We start from the raw sequence: 20,794 nt of genomic DNA, 5'->3' as shown, positions 1-20,794 counted from the left end.
GGAAATCCCGGCAAGACGATGATTTTTCTCTTTTCCCCTGAAGGGACTGACGAAGCCAAGGTGGCTTGGCCGGGTCAGACCGGGCTAAAGTTACGGAAAGAATATTACAATTTCGTAACTATTTGCCATATTCGCAATTTATTGCTTGCACGCCAAGGAGTTGCCGGCAACAAAAAAAGCCGGCACCCGAAGGTGCCGGCTTGGCGAACCACGCAGTGCATGCCGTGGTGCGTGACTTGCGTTTTAGAAGAACGAGGCGCCGAAAGTCACCATCACCGTGCGGCCTTCCAGCAGCGAGTAGTACGGCTCCGAGGCATATAGGGTCGTGCCGACCGGATTCTGAATCTTGTCCGGGTTCGCTGCCAGGAACGCACCGATGTTGTTGGCATTGGTAAGTGCCTGACGATCGGCAAGATTGAACATGTTGAGCTTGATGTACGGCTTGGTGAACCACGACGAGAAGTCCTGGAACTTCCAGCCAGCGCTGAGGTTGAGCGTGGCGTAACCGCCCACTTTCTGCGTGTTGGACCAATCGCCCCAGATCGGGCCGCGGTACTTCTCGTCCAGGCTGGCCCAGAACGGCCCCTGGTCGTAGCTCACCCGCACGAAGCCGATGTTCTTCGGCGTATTCAGCAGGGTCTTGCCCTTGGTGTCGTAGATGCCGTCACCTGACGAATTGAGATCATCTTCCAAGGTCGCCTTGGTGTACGCATAGGAGCCGTACAGCGTCCAGTTCGGCGTGATCTTGTAGCTCGCCTCGGTGTTCACGCCACGCATGTGCACGAGGGGCAGCGACAGATATACCGTCGCGTAGCTGACCTCGTCAAAGCCGGATATCTGCTTGTTGTTGAGGTTGGACGCGTAGGCATCGACGCTGGCCGAGAACGTGTCATTGTAGAAACGCCAGCCTAGGTCGGCCGTGCTCGCCGTCTCCGGCTTGTTGAGGAAGCTGCCCGCCGGAGCCGTCTGACCCGGATAACTTGCCGAGGCCCCATTTTGCAGGACTGCACCGTTGATGGGTGCACGGAACGTCTTGCCCCAGCCGAAGTAGAACTGGTTCTGCTCGTTCAGCTGGTACTTGACGCCAGCGGTCGGGCTCACCTTGTGGAAGGTCGCGCTGGCACCCGTAATGCCATATTGCGTGTCGTAGCCCTTTGCCGAATCGGGGTACTCATAGTCCCAGCCAGTACGCTGCACCCACAGGTAGGAGGCACCCGCCGTGATGGTCCACTGGTCAGTCGGCGTCCACGTATCCGTGGCGAACACCTTGCGGGTTTCGGTGGTCGTGTATTCGTTGTACGCCCGCTGGATCGTGCCGTCCGGATAACGGATCAGATCGGTCTGCGCCCAGTAGTCGGACGGAATCCCCGTGGCCTGGTCAACCGGTGTGAAAACCTCGCTCTGCTCCTGGCGTGGACGCTCCCACCACACGCCGTATTCGAGGCTGTTGTTCTCGCCGAAGTCCTGGTTCAACTTGGCGATAATGCCGGGACGCATGGTGTACGAGGTATTCATCGAATACACCAGGGCCTTGGCCTGGTTGCCCTTCCCGCCGATGAGACCGTCGCCGTTGATGTCCTGGTTGACGTACTGGTATTCGTTGGCCGTCGACGTCGTCTCAGTGAAAACGGAGCCGCCACTGCCACCGCCAAAGCCATACTGGAAGTAAGGCACCACGGAGAGGCGCAGGTTGTCGCTCAGCTTGAACTCGCCATCCATGCTGACCAGCCAGCTGCGGAACGGGTTGGTGTGCAGTTTGTAATAGCAGACCCCGTAGTTATGCGCCGTATCCGGGCCACAGTAGGTCGTGCTGCCGGTCGAACCGAAATTCACCGGATTTTCAAGAACGCCGGAAAAGCTCTGGTTGTAATCCTGCTGAGCTTGCGCCTTCGTCAGGCTCATGTAGGTATTCGTGAACTCGCGGTTGTACTGGAATGATGCCGAGATCGAGTCATTGTCGTCGATGGTCCACAGCGACTTGCCGTCCACCTTGGTTACGTTCTGCTCGCCGGGGCCGCGCCACAGATCAGCACTGTTGTTGGAGTAGGACAACCACGAACGCACCGGACCCGTATCGCCGGTATTCAGACGGAAGAAGGTGCGGCTGTAGTCATTGCTGCCGAACGTCTGGCTGAAGTCCACGCCTGCCGTATGCGACGGGTCGATGGTGACCCAGGCGATCGAGCCGCCGGCCGCGCCGCCGATCGGTGTATCCACGTCCGGATAGCCCTGCAACACGGTGATGTCGCCATAGTTCTCCGCGTCGCCATACTCGGTCGAATAGACTTTGTAGTTGCCGCTGTCGTTGATCGGCGCGCCATTGACGGTGGTGCCGATCTCGTCGCTGGTGAAGCCGCGGATGCTGTAGTTGCCGTTGGCGAGACCGGTGTAGTCGTCGGTGGAGGCATTCACGCCCGGGATGCTGTCGATCATCTGCACGAAGGTGCCGCCCGGTGCCGCTTTGACGATCGCGTCGCGGGTGATCGTGGAAACGGCTTTCGGCGCAGTCTGCACCGACATCAGGCCGCCACCCAGCGACAGCGACTGCGCCGTGACCTGCACTGCGCTCAACTGCTGCACGCGCTTGGTGTCATTCGAGGTCGTCGTGTTGGATGTGCTCGATGCACTGACTCGCTGTGCGGGCGTGGTCGTGGCGGGCTGGCCGGCATTGGTCTGATCCGCCGTGCTCTGTGCCAGTGCCAACGATGACGTCAGGCCGAAAACCAGCGCAATCGATACAGATAGATAGGTTCGTTTCATTATGGATTCCATCTCGCAAGTTCAAACAAATGAATGATCGGCTCGGTGTCCGATCGCATGACGACCCATCCATTGCCGGCCGGGTCGCTCACATCCCAATCCGGCCACGCCGGGAACTTTCAGAACGCGCCGATGTTCGAAGGTGGGCACGTTGATCGGGCAGAACTATTCAAACGCGCAAAATCGCAAGTAATAGCGAAATGCGGCTCATCTGCCCGAAAGAAAAAACGTAAAACCCGGGCACAAAAAAACCCGACATGCCAGCCGGGCGGGTAAATCTCTGGTTTTCGTATTTGCTTGCGATTATTCCTTGCCAGACACGACACACTGCTGAAAGTACGTGGTTATCGTCCCTGATTTACCTTACAACAATTTTACAATATTTCCAGCCATTGACGATCCGCCGAATGGCCAGCATTTTATTGCTGCTTATTGCTTTGGCGCCGCATATCCGCGCCCTGTCGCCGACGCTTGGGGTGCACGCAATGACGTTCTACAGCGCCGCACGACCAGGATATGGCAGTCAGGCCATCTTGCCGAGGTAGCGCGACCGCTTGGCCGGCTTCAGCGCCGCAAGATCCAGCATCACCAGTCCATCGACGCAGCCTGAAAAACCCGGGTCCTCGCCAAAGTCGAGGAATTGCACGCCTTCCGGCTCGACCAGGTCGACATACTGGCGATACAGCACCGGCAGGCTGACACCCAGCGCATCCAGATGATGCTTCAGCCGACCCAGGCCAGCGGACGCATCCAGTCCATCTAGCGCCTGCCGCACCCCATGGATGACTTCCGTGGAGATCACGAAGGGCTGCCTGGCTGCTGCCAGTCCCGGCGCGCCAAAATAATGCTGATGCGCGGCAGCAATCCATTCGCGCGCCTCGCGCGGCAGATTGACCGACATGCTGACCGGACCGAACAGATAGCGCAGCTCGGCGTGACGTTGCAAGTACAGCCCGATGCCCTGCCACAGCTGATCCAGTGCACGCGAGCGCCAGTACGCCGGCGCGATGAAGCTGCGCCCCAGTTCCAGCCCCTGCGCCAGACGCGATTCCAGCGCCGGCGAATAATGGAACAGGCTGGAGGTATACAACCCTGCCATGCCACGCTCGGCCAGCAACCGGCCGCCATGACCGAGACGGTAGGAGCCGACAATCCGCAGGGCAGCGGGATCCCACAGCAGCAGATGTTCGTAGTGCGGATCGCAGGCATCCAGATCGCGCCGCATGCCGGTACCCTCGCCGACCTTGCGGAAGGTCAGTTCGCGCAAACGACCGATCTCGCGCAGCACCACGCTGTCGGCACTTCCCTTGAGCAACAGCACCTGCTTGCCATCGTTGAGTTCGGCCAGTCTTTCGGCCTGCGCCAGCTCGGCAGCGACCTGTTCGGCCGGCTCCGGATGCGCCAGCGACGCCTGGCCGCCAAAGATCAGCCCGCGATGCCGGCCGACCCGGTAGACATGCCGGCGCATGAGCGTGGCTGCCTGCTTCGGCGAGCCACCACTGCGCTGTTCGAGCTCGCTCGCCGCGACCAGTGCACCGATGCTGAAACCGATGCGCCGGCTGCCGGATGCCACCGCTTCGCGAGGCAGCATCGCCGTGCTCAATGGCCTGGCCAGCATCGACATGCCATAGAACATGGTCGAATTGCGCGCAGCGACATGGACCGGCAGCACCGGCACCTTGCGACGTAGTGACAATCGTGCAAAACCGTCCGACCAGCGCCCGTCGCGCACACCATCGGCACGCATTCGCGATACCTCGCCAGCGGGAAAAACGATCAATGCCTCGTTGTTGTCGAGGGCGCGGTAGATGCCGCGCAGCTTCGACGAGGCACGCTTGCCGAACACGTCCACCGGCAGCAGCAGTTTGCCCAGCTGCGGTATCGTCGCCAACCAATCGTTGCCGAGGATGCGCACATCCGGACGTACCGAACCGATCAGCTGCAGGAGTGCCAGCGCATCCTGCATGCCCAGCGGGTGATTGGCCACTACCAGCAACGGGCCATCCAGAGGGATGTGCTCGCGTTCGCGCAGATTGATGTGATAGCTGGTGCCGAGCACATCCAGCACCCGCTCGACAAAATCGAAACCCTCGGCGGTGCCGACCCTGTTCAACACGCGGTTGAAACCGTCCTCGTCTGCCAGGCGCCCGAGCATGCCGGCCATGGGGCGACGGATGGCGGGGTACTGCGAGAGCCAGGGCAGGCGCTCGACCAGAGACTGCTCGATGCTCAGCATGACCGTGTCCTCGAATCGACTGCCTCCATCCTGAAGGCCGATTGTGACAAGCGGTCGGTCACGCAAAATGCCGGCCAGAATGCCGGAATGACTGGTCCGACGCGGCGGCTTTCCAGATGTTCCGTTCAGACGGCCAGATGCAGGAACGACGCCACGCCGGCCATGAACATCTGCACCGACAGTGCGATCAGCAGCATGCCCATCACGCGCTCCAGCGCAGTCAGCACACTCTCGCCAAGCCAGCGGAACAGGTAGGTGGCGCTGAGCAGGATCACCGAGGTGGCCAGCCACGCCAGCAGCAGGGCGATCATCCAGTCGGCGGTGCGACCAGGCTGGGTGTTGGTCAGCAGCAGCAAGGCCGCCATCGCCGATGGGCCGGCCACGCCGGGGATCGCCATCGGCACGATGAACGGCTCGCCCTCGCCCGTCTTGCCGAAGATGCCGCCGCCGTCAGCCGGCGGAAACACCATGCGGATACCAATCAGGAACAGCACGATGCCACCGGCAATGCTGATCGAGTCCGGTTTCAGTTGGAGCAATTGCAGGATGTGTTGGCCGCCAACCAGGAACGCGACCAGCACGCCCAGCGCGATCAGCAGCTCGCGCACCATCACCCGGCGCCGGCGCTTCGGCGGCACGTCTTTCAACAGGCTGAGGAAGAACGGGATATTGCCCAGCGGGTCCATGATCAGAAACAACATGATTCCCGCGGACAACGTGGTCATCTGCGTTTCCATCTCGACTCCATCCTCGCCAGTCTGGCGCCGCGCCGGCGGCGCGGCACATACATTCAGTCGACTCGCAGATCCAGCACGGCGCCACGCATCGGCAGTGCCTGTGCACTCAGCAGATATACCGCGGCCGCAGCCGTGGCATCCGGCAGCGGGCGCTGCATGATGTCCTCGCCGAAATACGCCTGTCGCCGCAGCGCCGTGCGCATCGGCGCGGGCAGCATCGCATGGACACGCAGCGGACCGTCGTCGTTTTCCTCATGCAGGATCGCCACGAAGCGCTCCAGCGCCGCCTTCGATACGCCGTATGCACCCCAGTGCGCCCGCTGCAGCAATTCGGGATTGTCCAGCACGAACACGGCCGCGCTGTCGCTCGACTGATTCAGCAGCGGCAGACAGGCCTGGGTCAATGCGAACGGTGCCGAGACATTCACATGCAATGCGCGCAGCCAGTCGTCCGGCTTGTGCATCGCCAGCGGGGTGAGCCCGGTGAAGCTTGCGGCGCAATGCACGATGCCGTCGAGCCGGCCGAGATCGCGCTCCAGCCCTTCGGCCAGCGCGGTGTACTCGCGTGGAGTGGCGACCTCCATGTCGAGCGGATGGATCACCGGCTCCGACAGACCCTCGGCCAGCATCGCGTCATAGAGCTGTTCCAGCTGGCGCTTGCGCTTGCCGGTAATCACCACGGTCGCACCGGCACGTGCCGCGGCGCGCGCCACGGCAGATCCGAGGCCGCCATAGGCGCCGGTCACCAGCACCACCCGATCGGACAGGGTATCGGCAGCCGGCATCCAGTCTGCCGGCAACCGGGCCACGGGCAAAGCCATCAATGCATCACTCCGGCCACGTCACGGGCCATCTGTGCCAGCTCGCCGGCGGAATTCAGATCCTCGATGATGTCGCAGCCCCCGATCAGTTCGCCCTGGATGAACAGCTGCGGGAAGGTCGGCCAGTTCGCGAAATGCGGCAGTGCGGCGCGCACCTGCGGATCCGCCAGCACATTCACCACATGGAACACGGCGCCGGCGTCGGTCAGCGCCTTCGCGGCGCGGGCAGAAAAGCCGCACATGGGAAACTCCGGCGTGCCCTTCATGAAAAGCACGATGGAATGCTCGGCCAGGGTGGCCCGGATCTGTTCGTTGATGTCCATAGTTCGGTGATTCATCTTTACAATGCAGGCAGACCGGTATTGTATCAGTCCGCTGTCGGCCACCGTCCGCGGCGCCGACCTTTTCTCCCCCAGCCACCGCTAAGGAGCCTCATCATGGCGATCGAACTTCCCCCGCTTCCGTATGAAAAGAACGCACTGGAACCGCATATTTCCGCTGAAACGCTGGATTATCACTACGGCAAGCACCATCAGGCCTATGTGACCAACCTCAACAAGCTGATCGAAGGCACCGAATTCGCGAACGCCGCGCTGGAGGACATCATCAGGAAGTCATCCGGTGGTGTGTTCAACAACGCCGCGCAGATCTGGAACCACACGTTCTACTGGAACTCGATGCGCTCGGCACGCGACAACAACGTCCCCGGCGGCAAGCTGGCCGATGCGATCAACAAGGCGTTCGGCTCGTTCGACAAGTTCAAGGAAGAATTCACCAAGTCGGCGACCGGCAACTTCGGCTCAGGCTGGACCTGGCTGGTGCAGCGCCCGGATGGCGCCCTCGGCATTGTCAACACCTCGAACGCCGCCACGCCGATCACCGGCAGCGACAAGCCGCTGTTCACCACCGACGTGTGGGAACACGCCTATTACATCGACTACCGCAACGCCCGTCCAAAGTATCTGGAGGCGTTCTGGAACCTGGTGAACTGGGACTTCGCGGCCAGCAATCTGGCCTGATCGAGTCGTCTGCGCGATCGGGGTTTGTGCGATCAAGGAAGGCGGAGTCGGCAACGGCTCCGCCTTTTTGCTGGGACACATCGTGCCCTGGTTTCACGGGGCGTGACGCACAAACCTGCCGTCACTTGCCGCCGGCGATCCGCCCGTTCGCGATCCCTGCCATGCGTTGTGCGTCAGCCAGGATGCCGTGCAATACGCGCAATTCGCGCTCGTCCGGCTGGGCACGCTGGAACAGCTTGCGCAGGCGCAGCATGATCGTGGTGGGCTCGCGCCCCTTGTGGAATTCTATATCGTCCAGCGTCTGCGCCAGATGCCGGTAGAACTGCTCCATCTGCGCGGCGTCGGCAGGCGGCTCGTCGTGTGCCGGGGGCGCTGCCGGCAGATCGTCGCCGAGCATGGCCACGCGCAATTCATACGCCATCACCTGTACCGCCTGCGCCAGGTTGAGCGAGCTGAAATCCTCCACGCTGGGAATCCGCACCATCGCATGGCAGCGTGCCAGCTCATCGTTCTCCAGCCCGGTGCGCTCGTTGCCGAAGACGAGCGCCACCTGCTCGCCACGCACTGCCGCAGCAAGCGCCTGCTGCGCCGCCTCGTGCGGTGAGATCTCGGGCAGGTTCACGCCGCGCCGCCGCGCCGACAGCCCGAGCGCCAGACTGCTGCCGGCGAGACTGTGGACCAGTTCGGCATGGATGCCGGCGCGGGCAAGCACCTCGTCCGCGCCAGCGGCCAGCGCACTGGCCTCCGGATCCGGGAAACGGTGCGGCGCCACCAGTTCCATCCGCTCGAAACCCATCGTGCGGATCGCTCGCGCTGCGCTGCCGATATTGCCCGGATGCGAGGTGCGAACCAGCACGAAACGGAGCTGGGAAGCGAGGTTGGCGGCAGTGGTCATGCGCGTCTGGCTAGCGTGAAGTGATCGACAAGGATAGTGGATGAGCCGGCGGAAGGCTCCGTTGCCCAGGCAGACCCCGCCAGGGCCACCAAGCCCGGAAGCCCCGCCTCTGCTAGAATCGCCGGCCGCAACCCTGCTCTCTTCCAAAGTCGAAACCATGGCCAGACCCCACGTCACGATCGCGGCGCGCGCCGCGCGCTCTGCAGGCAACGTGATCCTGCGCTACATGAACCGCATCGACGGCCTCAATATCGTCGAGAAGCAGCAACTGGACTTTGTCTCCGAAGTCGACAAGCTGGCCGAGGCGGAAATCATCAAGGAACTGCGCCGCGCCTATCCCGACCACGCGATCCTCGCCGAGGAAAGCGGCGCGATCGGCAAGGGCCCGCTGACCTGGGTGATCGACCCGCTCGACGGTACCCACAACTACCTGCGCGGCATCCCGCATTTCAGCGTATCCATCGCGCTGCTGGAAAAGGGCGTCCCGATCCACGCGGTGGTGTTCGACCCGCTGCGCGACGAGCTGTACACCGCCAGCAAGGGTGACGGCGCCTACATCAATGACCGCCGCATGCGTGTCAGCAAGCGCGAGAACCTCGGCGGCGCGATGATCGCCACCGGCTTTCCGTACCGCCAGCGCGAGCATCTCGGTCCGCAACTCGACATGACCCGCGCGATCCTCGGTCAGGCCGAGGACATCCGCCGCTCCGGTTCCGCCGCGCTCGACCTGGCCTATGTCGCCGCCGGCCGCTATGACGGCTACTTCGAGATCGGCCTGAAGCCGTGGGACATGGCCGCCGGCGTGCTGCTGGTGCACGAAGCCGGCGGCCGCTACTGCGACTTCGCCGGCCGCGACGGCATCCCCGCCAGCGGCAACATCATTGCCGGCAACCTCAACGTGGCGAAGGCGATGGTCGATGCGATCGGTCAGCAGGCGACGCCGGGGCTGCTGAAAGCCTGAGCGTTCTCGACGCGGTTGCACGAGCAAAGGCGCCCATGGGCGCCTTTGCTGTTTCAGGAGGCGGTTTCGCCGGTCTCGCGCAGAAATCCGCGCAGGAACGGAATCGTGATGCGCCGCTGCGCCGCCAGCGACGCCACATCCAGCTTGTCCAGCAGGTCGAGCAACGCACCCAGATCACGCGCATAACGCGCGAACAGCCAGTCCAGCACGCCATCGTCCAGTTCGATGCCACGCGAGGCTGCCTGCGCCTTCAGCACGGCGCGACGCTCGTCGTCGTCGAGCGGTTTCAGTACGAACTGGGTGCAGGCGCCAAGACGCGAACGCAAGTCGGGCAGGACGAGACCCAACTGGGTCGGCGTGGCATCGGCAGCGAACAGCAGCGCGCTGCCTTCGGCGCGGGCGCGGTTGTAGAGGTCGAACAATGCGTGTTCCGCTTCGCGGTTGCCGGCGATCGCACCCAGATCGTCCAGCGCCAGCAGTTCACTACCGGCGACACCCCGCAACGCCGCCGCGTGATCCGTGATCGTTGCCAACGGCAGGTATTGCACGCGCCGATCGGCAGCACTGGCTGCCTGGCATGCAGCCATCAACAAATGACTGCGACCGCTGCCGTTGGCACCGAGCAGATAGAGCCACGACGCGCCAGGCTCAAGCGCGAGTGTCTGCACCGCAGCCAGCGCGGCAGCATTGGCACCGGCATGAAAATGTTCGAAGCGCTGGCGGCGTGGCCAGCGCAGGGCCAGCGGCAACTGCGGAATCATGGTGCGGGCCGGTTGTCCTGCGATGGCTTCACGATGGTGTCGGTCTCGACCTCGCCATCCTGATGCACGGTGACATCCACTTCCGCGATGACCGGGTCGTCCGGTCCTTCCTCGTTGTACAGCTCGCTCATCCGGTAGCGTTCGACCAGATAGCGCAGCAACACCATGATCACCGACGCTGCCGGCAGCGCCAGCAGTACACCGAGAAAGCCGAACAGCTCGCCACCTGCCAGCACCGCGAAGATCACCGCCACCGGATGCAGGCCGATCTTCTCGCCGACCAGCCTGGGCACCAGCACGTAGCCTTCCAGCAGCTGGCCGACGATGAACACGCCACACACGATCAACACGTGCGTCCAGTCACCGTATTGCACCAGCGCGGCGATGATCGCGCCGGCGAAGCCCACGATGAAGCCCAGGTACGGCACGAAGCTGAGCAGGCCGGCGACCATGCCGATCAGCGGACCCACGCTCAACCCGGTCAGCGTCAGGCCGGCACCGTAGAACACACCCAGCGCCAGCATGACCAGCAACTGGCCGCGCACGAACGCACCAAGCACCTTGTCCGACTCGTGCGCCAGGTGGGCGATGGTCGGCTGGATCGAGCGCGGCAGCATGCGGTCGATGGTGGCAACCAGCCGGTCCCAGTCGCGCAGCAGGTAGAACGCCACGACCGGGATCAGCACCAGATTGGTCAGCCACATCACGATGCCGAGTCCGGATCGCGACACCTTGCCCAACACGGTCGAGGCGGCACCACCGATCGAACCGAGGTGTGACTTGATCTCGACCAGCAGACGATCGCTGTCGAACATGCGCGGATCCAGATGCAGGCGCGCCTGCAACCACGGCCACGCGGTGTTCTCGGCCCATTCACCGTAGCGCGGCAGGTTCTCGATCAGGTTTTCAATCTGCCTGGCGATCAGCGGGATCAGCAACAGCAACACGCCGCCGACCACGATCAGCAGCACCATGAACACGATGGTGGCCGCCCACGAACGGTTCAGCCCCAGCCGCTCCAGCCGGTCGGCCAGTGGATCGCCCAGATAGGCCAGCATGGCAGCGACCGCGAACGGCATCAGCATCGGCGCCAGCAGCCAGAGCAGATAGACGATGACCGCCACGATGGCGAGCATCTGCCAGCGCCGTGAATTATCAGGATTCACACGATTGCCTCGGAAAGAACCCGGTTTCTTGGGGAGGCCGCCCATGGAGGCGCGGTTTTTCGCTGGCGATTCGCATGTCGATCAATGCAGCCAGCGCAGATTCGCGTCGGCGCCCTGATGCGGCTCACCCTGCAAGAGCAGGCGGCCACCGGCAGCCAGATTTGCCGCCAGTCCACTCAGCGGCAAGGATGCCTTGACGGACAGCAGCACGCTGTCGTCCTGCGCACCCAGGGTGGTGACCTGACGTACTGAAGGATCGGCACGCAAGGTGGCCAGCAGGTTCGCGTAGTCCATCGCCGAATGCAGCCCGCTCACCCACAGCTTGCCTTCGCTTGTGCCGGCACCAACGACGTTCAGCTGTCTGCCGATACGGTCGACCATGCTGCTGCCGGCCGTACCCAGCAGCGCGTCCTCGGTGGCGCCTTGGCTGTTCCAGTGCTGCGCCTGCCCTCCGGAGATCAGCGTCCAGTCGGCACTGCCGTCATGCAATTTGCCGAGCAGCACCAGACCGGTGTGGTACTGCTGGTCGACCGCCGCCAACGCGGCCGGGTCGGCGTCACCGACCTTGGCCATGTCAAGCGTGCTGCCGGTTTCCGGATATGCCACATTGGTGCCGCGCGAGGCTGCTGCCGAGGCAAGACTGGCCAGCGCAGGCTGGTCGAGCAGCTTGCCATCAGTACCCTGCACCAGCAGCAACACCGGTGGCTTGATGCCCGTGCTCGCCACGCCCAGTTGGGATACCAGCCGGCGCACCGAACCCGGCTCGAAGTCCACCGCCAGGGTCAAGCCGGTCGCGGCACGCTGGTACTGGAATTTCTGCACCATCGAACCGGCGCTGCCCAGCGCCCCGGCGTAACCGGCATTGCTGCGCAGATCCTGGCCACCGGCGACTCGCGTCAGCACCTGCCCCAAGGCAGTGGCGAAGGCCTGGTCGCGCTGGGCGGCGCTGGTGTCGGCCACCGGCACGATGACCGAATAGGGCGAGCCAGCCGATTGCGCACGCAAAGCCGGCAGCGTGGCAAGACCCAGCAGCAGGGTGACGATCAACAGACGGGACAGGCGCATGGAGGTGGGCATCTTCGAGGGAAGCTGCCGGAAGTCTGCCCAATCACGCCCCCAGCGTCCATCGAAGCTGTCACCAGATCCACCATGGGCGTCCGGCAACGACCCCACAAGCTGCTAAACTTGCGCGTTTCATCCACGCCGGTTTCCGCCATGTCTGACGCCCTCACCTACCGCGCCGCCGGCGTCGATATCGATGCCGGCAATGCCGTGGTCGAACGCATCAAGCCGCTGGTCAAGCGCACCTTCCGCCCGGAAGTGATGGGTGGACTGGGCGGTTTCGGCGGCCTGTTCGACCTCTCCGGCCGCTACAAGGAGCCTGTGCTGGTCTCCGGTACCGACGGCGTCGGCACCAAGCTGAAGCTGGCGCAGATCCTGAGCCGCCACGACAGCATCGGCATCGACCTGGTCGGCATGTGCGTCAACGACGTACTGGTGCAGGGTGCCGAGCCGCTGTTCTTTCTCGACTACTTCGCCACCGGCAAGCTGGATGTGGACACCACCGTCGCCGTCGTTGGCGGCATTGCGAAAGGCTGCGAGCTGGCTGGCTGCGCGCTGATCGGCGGCGAGACCGCCGAGATGCCCAACATGTATCCGCCAGGCGAATACGACCTGGCCGGCTTCACCGTGGGCGCGGTGGAGAAATCGCAGATGCTCAGCGGCAGCGCGATCGTCGCCGGCGATGCGATTCTCGGCGTGGCCTCGTCCGGCCCGCATTCGAATGGCTATTCGCTGATCCGCCGGATTCTCGAGCGTGCCGGCAACCCTCTGGATCTGGATCTCGGCGGAGTGAAGCTGGCCGACGCGCTGATGGCGCCAACGACGATCTATGTGAAGGCCATGCTTGATCTCCTGCATGGCCAAACCGTGCACGGCATGGCCCACATCACCGGCGGCGGCCTGAAGGAAAACATCATCCGCGTGGTGCCGGACGGCCTCGGCATCACGCTTGACGCGTCCGCCATCGTGCTCCCGCCGGTATTCGACTGGCTGATGCGCGAGGGCAACGTGGCACGCGAGGAAATGTGGCGCACGTTCAACTGCGGCATCGGCTTCACCGTGATCCTGCCGCAAGATGCAGTGACTGCGGCCTCCGCCCTGCTGGCCAAACACGGCCTGGCCAGCTCGGTGATCGGCAGCATCGTGCCGGCACAGGGCGATGAGCGCGTGCGGATCGGCTGATCCACCCGCCTGAAACGCTGCCGATGAACACGTCACTGCCACGTGTCGCCGTGCTTGCCTCCGGGCGCGGCAGCAATCTTGCCGCCCTGCTCGCCGCACGGGAACAAGGCGAGTTGCCTGTGGATTTCGTACTGGTCGGCAGCGACAAGGCTGCGGCCGGCGCGCTGCGCCTGGCCGAGGCCGCCGGCATCCCCACGCTGGCGCTCGATCCGCGCAGCTACCCGGACCGACGTGCCTTTGACCTCGATCTGTTCGCGCGCATCGCTGCCAGCGGCGCGGAGCTGCTGGTGCTGGCTGGCTACATGCGCATTCTCGATGGCGACGCGTTGCGCCCGTGGGTCGGCCGGATGATCAACATCCATCCATCGCTGTTGCCGAAATACCGCGGCCTGCATACCCATCGGCGCGCGCTGGAAGCAGGCGACCATGAACATGGTGCCAGCGTGCACTTCGTCACTGCCGAACTGGATGGCGGCCCGGTGATCGCGCAGGCGCGGCTTGCGGTCGAGACTGGCGACGACGAGCACCGGCTGGCGCAACGGCTGCTTCCGCTGGAGCACCGGCTGTTGCCCGCGGTATTGCGCCTGCTGGCCAGCGGCCGGCTGCAATGGGATGGTCATGCCCCCCGATTCGATGGCCAGCCGTTGCCGGCCCCTCTGATCCTGAGCGATCACGGTTTGGGCGATCCCGACCTGCCGCTCGCAGAGTGATCCACGGTTCAGCCCGGAGCCGGCAGACTCGGTACATGACTATCCGACCCCTGCTTGCCCCCCTTTTCGGCCTTGGCCTGCTGCTCGGTACGCAGGCCGTCACCGCCGCCGCACCCGCCAGCTTCACCGCCACCTACAACGTACTGCAGGGCAACGAACCGATTGGCGTCGCCACGGTGACCTTGCGCGCCGGCGGTAACGGTGAATGGGTCTACCGCAAGGACATGAAAGGCACCGGCGGCCTGGCCGCCATGCTCGGTGCCGATGTCACCGAGACCTCGCATTTCCGCTGGAATGGCGATGTCCCCGAGGCGATCAGCTACGACTACCAGCTGGTGGCGTCGATCAAGAACAAGCAGCGCCACATGAAGGTGGACTGGGCGACCCATCAGGTGACGGTCAACGAGGGCAAGGGCCCGCAGACCTACCCGGCCAGCGCCGGCATGGTGGAACGCAACACCACGCCCCTGGCGTTGGGTCTTGCACTGCGCGATGGCAAGCAGCAGATCACCTTGCCGGTGGCGGTGCGCCAGAACGTGCAGACGCAGAACTTCAAGATCACCGGCCATGAGCCGGTCAAGGTGCCCGCTGGCAGCTTCAGTGCCGTGCGCGTCGATCGCACCGATGCCGATCGCGGATTCAGTGCGTGGTACGTACCGGGCCGGTATCCGCTGCCGGTGAAGCTGTCGCAACACGATGGCGGCGATACCGTGATGGAACTGGTGAGCTACCACTCACTCTGACTGAGCGGGACCGTTCGACACCGATGTGATCACTGCCGCCGGGTGTTGTCCCTGACCGTAGCTTCCGGCAAAGGCTGCGGAAACCGGATGCGTGCGATGTTTCCCTGCCCTGAACGCCTCTGCAGTTCCAGCGGCCAGCCGAAACGGTCGCTGATGCGTTGTGCGATCGCCAGCTCGAAGCCGTGTCGATCCACGCTGTGTGCACGCGGCGGGACACCAGATGCAGGCCCATCGGCAGGCCCGCTCACACTCACTGCGCCAGGCAGGATGGTAATCACCACACGTCCCTGCTCGATCTGCTGGCAGGCATTGCGGATCAGCTGCCAGCACAGCACCGCGAAGGCCCGCGATGAGCCCTGAAGCGCAAAATGCGCCCCTTCCTCCAGTTGCAGCACGATCGGCCGCCCGGCCAGCACTTCGCGGGCTGACTCAAGCTCCTGTCGCAACACGTCATTGGCGACAAAGCATTCATGATCGAGGCCGGTGTCCGGTTCACGCGCAAGGATCAGCAGCGCCTCGACCAACGCCTCCATCTCCAGCGTGGCACGCTTGATCCGGCGTACCGAACGGGAGCCGAATTCACTGATGCTCTCTTCGTCGGCCAGCATGTCGACCGACATCTTGATGACCGTGAGCGGACTGCGCAGTTCGTGGCTGGCGTCGCGGGTGAAGTTGCGCTCCCGCTGGTTGTAGCCGGCAATCCGGGTGGCGAAGCCTTGCAGCCCGCGCGCCAGCGAGGCGACATCATCATCGACATGGCTGGACAGCTGGTCCAGGCGCCGTGATTCGGGGCTCGGCTGCTGACCGTCCCAACGGTTGACCAGGCGGGCCAGTGCACGCACGGGTCGCCACTCGCGGCGAGTGGCGACCCAGGCAAGCATGGTGGTGATCACAATCGCGGCAATCACCGCCGGCGCCGGCGCGGCGCCGTAGATGCCCATGATGCAGATGATCACCACGGCCACGAATTGCAGTGCGAACACCCATGCGATACGCCGGCGGAAGGCTCCTGCCCGAAATTGGAGTGCTTTGACCCTGCTGTCCATGACCCTCTTTCGCTGTGTCGGTTTCACACCGTCTGGACAGTCGACGCCAGCTCCGATTCAAGATCCGCGAGGCGATAACCGGCCGAATGGATGGTGTGTAGCAGGGGGCGTGCGAAGGGTTTGTCGATGACCCGGCGCAGGTTGTACAGATGCGAGCGCAAGGTGTCGGAATCGGGCAGCGTGTCGCCCCAGATCTCGCGCTCGATGTCGCGCCGACTGACTACCCTCGGCGACTCGCGCATCAGGATCGCCAGCAATTTCAGGCCGATCGGTGAAACCACCAGCTCCTGGCCCTCGCGGGTCAGCCGCAAGGTGGCGGTATCCAGGGTCATGTCGCCGACCGTGAGCACCTCGGTGGACACCTGGCGACGATCGCGGCGGATCAGCGCGCGCAGCCGTGCCTCCAGTTCGCGCACCTCGAACGGCTTCACCAGATAGTCGTCAGCACCCGCCTCGAGACCTGCCAGCTTGTCCTCCAGCGTGTCGCGCGCGGTCAGCATGAGTACCGGCGTGGACTTCTTGGCCTCCCGGCGCAGCTTGCGACAGACCTCCAGCCCGTCCAGACCAGGCAGCATCAGGTCCAGCACGATCACGTCGTAGCTGTTCGCCACCGCCAGGTGCAGGCCGCTGACGCCATCGGCGGCATAGTCGACGGAGTACCCGCGACGCTCCAGGAACTCGCCGACCATCTCGGCAATCTGGCGATTGTCCTCGACCAGAAGAATCAGTCCCGCTTGCTCGTCATGCATCGTCATGTTGTCCCACCTCCATTCACTTCACATTTGTGAAGATCTAATCGGCTGCAGGGTGATGATCGCGTGAAACGGAGCGTCCGTGGTTCAGAGCGGGTTCGGGTTGGCGCTCAATGCAGCAGTGGCCGCAGCGGCTGCCAGACCGTGTCCAGCACCTTGGGCTCTGCGCTGGCCACCGGATGCAGGCCATCGTCCTGCATCTGCGCAGGATCGAGCGCGATGCCATCAAGCAGGAACGGCACCAGCGCGACATGCCGGCTCCGCGCCAGCTCCGCATAGACCGCGCGCAAGCCATCGCGGTACTGCGGGCCGTAATTCACCGGCAGCTCGATGCCCACCAGCAGCACTCGCGCCTTTGCCTGCTGCGCCATGTCGAGCATTGCAGTGAGGTTGTCGCGCAAAGCAGGCAATGGCAACCCCTGCAGACCGTCGTTGGCACCCAGCTCCAGCACCAGCACCGTCGGGTGGTACTTCGTGAGCAGCGCGGGCAGACGGTTGCGCCCGCTCAACGAAGTTTCGCCGCTGATGCTGGCATTGACCACGGTCCACTTCGGCACCATGTTGCCAAGACGCGCATCCAGCAAATGCACCCAGCCGGACTCGATCGGGATGTTGTGCGCGGCGGACAGCGAATCACCCAGCACTAGCACGGTTTTCGGTTGCGCCGCCTGGGCGCTGCCGATGCCATACAGAAGTATCAACAACCAAAGGCACCGACGCATGAGTGATTCTTCCCGTCCACTTCTCGAAGCCTGCGATGTTAGCAAGTCGGTCAGCGGCCCCGAGGGAAGACTCGACATCCTGCACGAGGTCAGCCTGCAGATCCGCACGGGCGAGAGCTTCGCCATCGTCGGCGCCTCCGGCTCCGGCAAGACCACCCTGCTCGGCCTGCTCGCAGGTCTGGATACACCGAGCAGCGGCCGCATCCAGCTTGAGGGCCATGCGCTGGAGCAACTCGACGAGGAAGCGCGCGCGGATCTGCGCCGGCGGCTGGTCGGCTTCGTGTTCCAGTCGTTCCACCTGCTACCGGCGCTCACGGCCGAGGAAAACGTGATGCTGCCGCTGGAACTGGAAGGCAGCAGCGCGGCCCGGCAACGCGCGCGCGAAGCACTGGAAGCGGTCGGGCTGACGCCACGGCGGCGACACTACCCGGCCCAACTGTCCGGTGGCGAGCAACAGCGGGTGGCGATCGCCCGCGCATTCGTGCACGGCCCGCGCGTGCTGTTCGCGGACGAGCCCACTGGCAATCTCGACCAGCGCACCGGCCACCACATCTGCGACCTGCTGTTTGCGCTGAACCGCGATCACCGCACCACCCTCGTGCTGGTGACCCACGACGCAACGCTGGCCGCGCGCTGCGATCGTCGGATCGAACTGGAAGAAGGTCGTACCGTGCTGCCCGATGCGGGCGCGCACGCATGAAACTCCTGCTGCTTGCCGTGCGCAACCTGCGTCGCGAATGGCACCTGCCGGAACTGCGCACACTGGCTGCCTCGCTGGTGCTGGCAGTGGTCGCGCTCGGCGTGGTTGCCACCCTGGCGACACGAATCGAGCGCGGCATGCTGGCCAGTGCTGCCGAATTGATCGGTGGTGACATCGGCGTGTCGTCACCACAGAACGTGCCGGAAACCTTCCTCGCCGAGGGCCGCCAGCGTGGCCTGCAGAGCACGCGCACGGCCAGCTTTCCCAGCGTGGCATTCGCCCATCAGCAGAGCCAGCTGCTTGATGTGCAGGCCAGCGACGCGCGCTATCCACTGCGCGGCACGCTGGAGCTGGCCGATGCAACCGGGCACTCCTACAACGGCCATGCACCTGCCGCAGGCCAGATCTATCTCGACCATCGCGCCCTGGTTGCCCTGAATCTCAAGGTCGGCCAGCCACTGCAACTGGGTGGCAGCGAACTGACGATTGCCGCTGAGTTGCTGCGTCAACCCGATGGCGGCGAACTGCTTGCGCTGGCACCGCGTGCGCTGATGAGCCTGGTCGACGCCGAACAGGCCGGGCTGCTTGGTGCCGGCAGTCGCGCCCATCACCGCCTGCTGCTGGCCGGCGAGCCGGCGGCGGTGCAGGGTTGGCGCGACTGGGCGCAGTCGACCGCCCTGCCGCAGGGCGCCGAACTGATCACTCCGGAGCAGACGCAGGAGCGCATGCGCAGCGCGTTCGATCGTGCCGGCGCCTTCCTGCGTCTCACCGCGCTGCTGTCGGCACTGCTCGCCGGCGTCGCCATCGCGCTGTCCGCGCAACGCTACGCACGCCGCAAGATGGCCGAAGTGGCCTTGTTGCGTGCGCTGGGTACATCGCGTCGGCGTGTGCTGGGATTGCTGCTCGGCACGCTCGGTGCACTCGCCCTGCCCGCGACGGTGCTCGGCATGTTGCTGGCGCTCGGGCTGTCACAGCTGGCATGGCTGTTTGCCAGCCAGTTGTTCGGCAGCGTGCCCACCTTGCTGCCGCTGGCACCGTCATTCGCCGCCGCGGCGATGGGCCTCGCCGTGCTGGCCGGCTTTGCACTGCCGCCGCTGGTGCGACTGGCCGAGGTACCGCCAGTGGCGGTATTCCGTCAAAGCATGACGGCGCGGATGCGGCGTTTCGATCTGCTGTACCTGATACCTGTCCTGGTCGCGCTGGGCCTGATCTGGAGCCAGAGTGATTCACTCAGGCTGGCCGGCATCCTCGCCATGAGCCTGTTCGGCGTAGCGGTGGCGGCAGCACTGCTGGCCGCGCTGCTGCTATGGCTGGCCCGTCGTATCGCGCCGGGGGCCCACCCGGCATTGCGGCTGGGCCTTGCTGCACTGGCGCGGCGCCGCACGTTGAGTCTGATCCAGGCCACGGCGCTCAGCCTGGGGTTGTGCGCCCTGCTGTTGCTGGCCATCGTTGCACCCGCCTTGCTGCAGGGTTGGCGACAGGAGCTTCCGGCAGATACCCCGAACTGGTTCGCGCTGAACCTGCAGGACGACCAGCGTGCAGGTTTCGCGCACACCCTGGCCGGCATCGGTGGCGACAAACTCAACATGATGCCGCTGGCGGTGGGCAAGCTCACTGCGATCAATGGCCGTCCGGTCGACAAGATGGCATTTGCCGATGAGCGCGCGAAGGACTGGGCCGACCGTCAGTTGCGGCTGTCGTGGGCTGGTGAATTGCCGCCGTCGAACCAGATCGTCACCGGACATTGGGCCGGGACAAATCCGCCACAGGCCGAAGTGTCGATCGACACCATGTGGCGTGACATGTTTGCGTTGAAGGTGGGCGACACGCTGAGCTTCAACGTCGGCGAAGGCAGCATCGATGCCCGCGTCGGCAGCATTCGCAAGGTCGACTGGAGTTCGTTCCGGGTCAACTTCTTCCTGCTGCTCGATCCGGCCCACGCGAGCGATCTGCCGCATACCTGGCTGGCCAGCTTCCATCTGCCGCGCGGCCATGCCGTGCAACTGGCACAGTTGTCGCGCGACTACAGCAACCTCAGCCTGGTTGACGTCGACTCGTTGCTCGACCGCGTGCGCGAGATCGTCGATCGCGTCGGCAACGCGGTGCGCTGGATTCTCGGCTTCAGCCTGCTCGCCGGCGCCCTGGTACTTGCCGCCGCACTCGCCGCCAGCGCCGCCGAACGACGGCATGAAGCTGCCTTGCTGCGTACGCTCGGCGCGCGTCGCAACCAGCTGCGCATCGCCGCCGCCTGCGAATTTGCCCTGCTCGGCCTGATCGCCGGCCTCACTGCCGCGTTCGGTGCCGCCGGTGCCGGCTTGTGGCTGGGCCATGCGATTTTCCATATCGAAAGCTTCGTGCCACCGATATGGCCGCTTGCGTCCGCAGCTCTTGGCGCCGCCTTCATCGTCATGCTGCTGGGGCTGGGCGGGACGCGGAAGGTAACGCGAACCTCACCGATGCGTTTGTTGCGCGAAGGCTGATCCACCGCCAAGATCAGGCGATCCCGCACACTCACGGAGCC

At 64.3% G+C, this 20,794-nt stretch carries 19 protein-coding genes; 7 read left to right on the top strand and 12 right to left on the bottom strand.

Going from position 1 to position 20,794, the window contains the following annotated elements:
• Positions 1–243: 243 nt before the first annotated feature.
• From B0E50_RS11145 to grxD, 5 genes are all read right to left on the bottom strand, one after another.
• A complete protein-coding gene (locus B0E50_RS11145; protein ID WP_077441255.1) occupies positions 244–2,760 on the bottom strand; it encodes a TonB-dependent receptor in 2,517 nt (838 codons plus the stop codon).
• A 523-nt stretch (positions 2,761–3,283) separates the two neighbouring features.
• Complete coding sequence (locus tag B0E50_RS11140) at positions 3,284–4,996, bottom strand: lysophospholipid acyltransferase family protein (protein WP_077441254.1); 1,713 nt, start codon at positions 4,994–4,996, stop codon at positions 3,284–3,286.
• A 125-nt stretch (positions 4,997–5,121) separates the two neighbouring features.
• Positions 5,122–5,721, bottom strand: coding sequence for a YhgN family NAAT transporter (locus B0E50_RS11135; protein WP_077441376.1), 600 nt, complete (start codon positions 5,719–5,721; stop codon positions 5,122–5,124).
• A gap of 65 nt (positions 5,722–5,786) precedes the next feature.
• Positions 5,787–6,554, bottom strand: a complete 768-nt coding sequence (locus tag B0E50_RS11130) for an SDR family NAD(P)-dependent oxidoreductase (protein WP_077441253.1) — start codon at positions 6,552–6,554, stop codon at positions 5,787–5,789.
• The gene (gene grxD, locus B0E50_RS11125) at positions 6,554–6,877 is read right to left on the bottom strand and encodes a Grx4 family monothiol glutaredoxin (RefSeq protein ID WP_077441252.1); all 324 of its coding nucleotides are present in this window, start codon (positions 6,875–6,877) and stop codon (positions 6,554–6,556) included. The genes B0E50_RS11130 and grxD overlap by 1 nt, the downstream gene beginning before the upstream one ends.
• Positions 6,878–6,991: 114 nt before the next feature.
• On the opposite strand from grxD, the gene B0E50_RS11120 reads away from it, so the two are divergent.
• Entirely contained in the window at positions 6,992–7,573 is a 582-nt protein-coding gene (locus B0E50_RS11120; RefSeq protein ID WP_077441251.1) for a Fe-Mn family superoxide dismutase, read from the top strand.
• A gap of 121 nt (positions 7,574–7,694) precedes the next feature.
• Here B0E50_RS11120 and B0E50_RS11115 read toward each other — a convergent pair whose 3' ends face one another.
• On the bottom strand, positions 7,695–8,468 hold the full coding sequence (locus B0E50_RS11115) for an RNA methyltransferase (RefSeq protein WP_077441250.1): 774 nt from the start codon (positions 8,466–8,468) through the stop codon (positions 7,695–7,697).
• Positions 8,469–8,625: 157 nt separating this feature from the next.
• Between B0E50_RS11115 and B0E50_RS11110 the strand changes: the two genes are divergently transcribed.
• The gene (locus B0E50_RS11110) at positions 8,626–9,429 is read left to right on the top strand and encodes an inositol monophosphatase family protein (RefSeq protein WP_077441249.1); all 804 of its coding nucleotides are present in this window, start codon (positions 8,626–8,628) and stop codon (positions 9,427–9,429) included.
• Positions 9,430–9,482: 53 nt separating this feature from the next.
• On the opposite strand, the gene hda is transcribed toward B0E50_RS11110, so the two are convergent.
• From hda to B0E50_RS11095, 3 genes are all read right to left on the bottom strand, one after another.
• Complete coding sequence (gene hda, locus B0E50_RS11105) at positions 9,483–10,190, bottom strand: DnaA regulatory inactivator Hda (RefSeq protein ID WP_077441248.1); 708 nt, start codon at positions 10,188–10,190, stop codon at positions 9,483–9,485.
• The gene (locus tag B0E50_RS11100) at positions 10,187–11,326 is read right to left on the bottom strand and encodes an AI-2E family transporter (protein WP_174575044.1); all 1,140 of its coding nucleotides are present in this window, start codon (positions 11,324–11,326) and stop codon (positions 10,187–10,189) included. The genes hda and B0E50_RS11100 overlap by 4 nt, the downstream gene beginning before the upstream one ends.
• A 111-nt stretch (positions 11,327–11,437) precedes the next feature.
• Entirely contained in the window at positions 11,438–12,421 is a 984-nt protein-coding gene (locus B0E50_RS11095) for a DUF2066 domain-containing protein (RefSeq protein ID WP_077441247.1), read from the bottom strand.
• A gap of 150 nt (positions 12,422–12,571) precedes the next feature.
• Here B0E50_RS11095 and purM point away from each other — a divergent pair, with 150 nt between their 5' ends.
• The 3 genes from purM to B0E50_RS11080 are packed head-to-tail and all read left to right on the top strand — an operon-like array spanning position 12,572 to position 15,053.
• Positions 12,572–13,600, top strand: coding sequence for a phosphoribosylformylglycinamidine cyclo-ligase (purM, locus tag B0E50_RS11090; protein ID WP_077441246.1), 1,029 nt, complete (start codon positions 12,572–12,574; stop codon positions 13,598–13,600).
• Between the two features lie 23 nt (positions 13,601–13,623).
• Positions 13,624–14,310: a phosphoribosylglycinamide formyltransferase gene (gene purN / locus B0E50_RS11085; RefSeq protein ID WP_077441245.1), complete on the top strand. Its 687-nt coding sequence runs from the start codon at positions 13,624–13,626 to the stop codon at positions 14,308–14,310.
• A 35-nt stretch (positions 14,311–14,345) separates the two neighbouring features.
• Positions 14,346–15,053 carry a DUF3108 domain-containing protein gene (locus tag B0E50_RS11080; protein ID WP_077441244.1) on the top strand — a complete coding sequence of 236 codons (708 nt, stop codon included), beginning with the start codon at positions 14,346–14,348 and terminating at the stop codon, positions 15,051–15,053.
• A 29-nt stretch (positions 15,054–15,082) separates the two neighbouring features.
• Here the strand turns inward: B0E50_RS11080 and B0E50_RS11075 are convergent, their stop codons facing one another.
• The 3 genes from B0E50_RS11075 to B0E50_RS11065 form a co-directional block, all read right to left on the bottom strand.
• Complete coding sequence (locus B0E50_RS11075; RefSeq protein WP_077441243.1) at positions 15,083–16,099, bottom strand: HAMP domain-containing sensor histidine kinase; 1,017 nt, start codon at positions 16,097–16,099, stop codon at positions 15,083–15,085.
• 23 nt (positions 16,100–16,122) lie between these two features.
• Positions 16,123–16,854 carry a response regulator transcription factor gene (locus tag B0E50_RS11070; RefSeq protein WP_077441242.1) on the bottom strand — a complete coding sequence of 244 codons (732 nt, stop codon included), beginning with the start codon at positions 16,852–16,854 and terminating at the stop codon, positions 16,123–16,125.
• A 107-nt stretch (positions 16,855–16,961) separates the two neighbouring features.
• Positions 16,962–17,573: an arylesterase gene (locus B0E50_RS11065; RefSeq protein ID WP_077441241.1), complete on the bottom strand. Its 612-nt coding sequence runs from the start codon at positions 17,571–17,573 to the stop codon at positions 16,962–16,964.
• Between B0E50_RS11065 and B0E50_RS11060 the strand changes: the two genes are divergently transcribed.
• Positions 17,572–18,273 (top strand): ATP-binding cassette domain-containing protein, encoded by a 702-nt coding sequence (locus B0E50_RS11060; RefSeq protein ID WP_077441240.1) that lies wholly within the window; start codon positions 17,572–17,574, stop codon positions 18,271–18,273. The genes B0E50_RS11065 and B0E50_RS11060 overlap by 2 nt on opposite strands.
• The gene (locus B0E50_RS11055; RefSeq protein WP_077441239.1) at positions 18,270–20,753 is read left to right on the top strand and encodes an FtsX-like permease family protein; all 2,484 of its coding nucleotides are present in this window, start codon (positions 18,270–18,272) and stop codon (positions 20,751–20,753) included. The genes B0E50_RS11060 and B0E50_RS11055 overlap by 4 nt, the downstream gene beginning before the upstream one ends.
• The last annotated feature ends 41 nt before the right edge of the window (positions 20,754–20,794 follow it).

The sequence above is a fragment of the Rhodanobacter sp. C01 genome (assembly GCF_002001045.1).
GTDB lineage: Bacteria > Pseudomonadota > Gammaproteobacteria > Xanthomonadales > Rhodanobacteraceae > Rhodanobacter.
The sequence above is the reverse complement of the archived record's forward strand: the minus strand, read 5'-3'. Positions and strand labels throughout refer to the sequence as shown.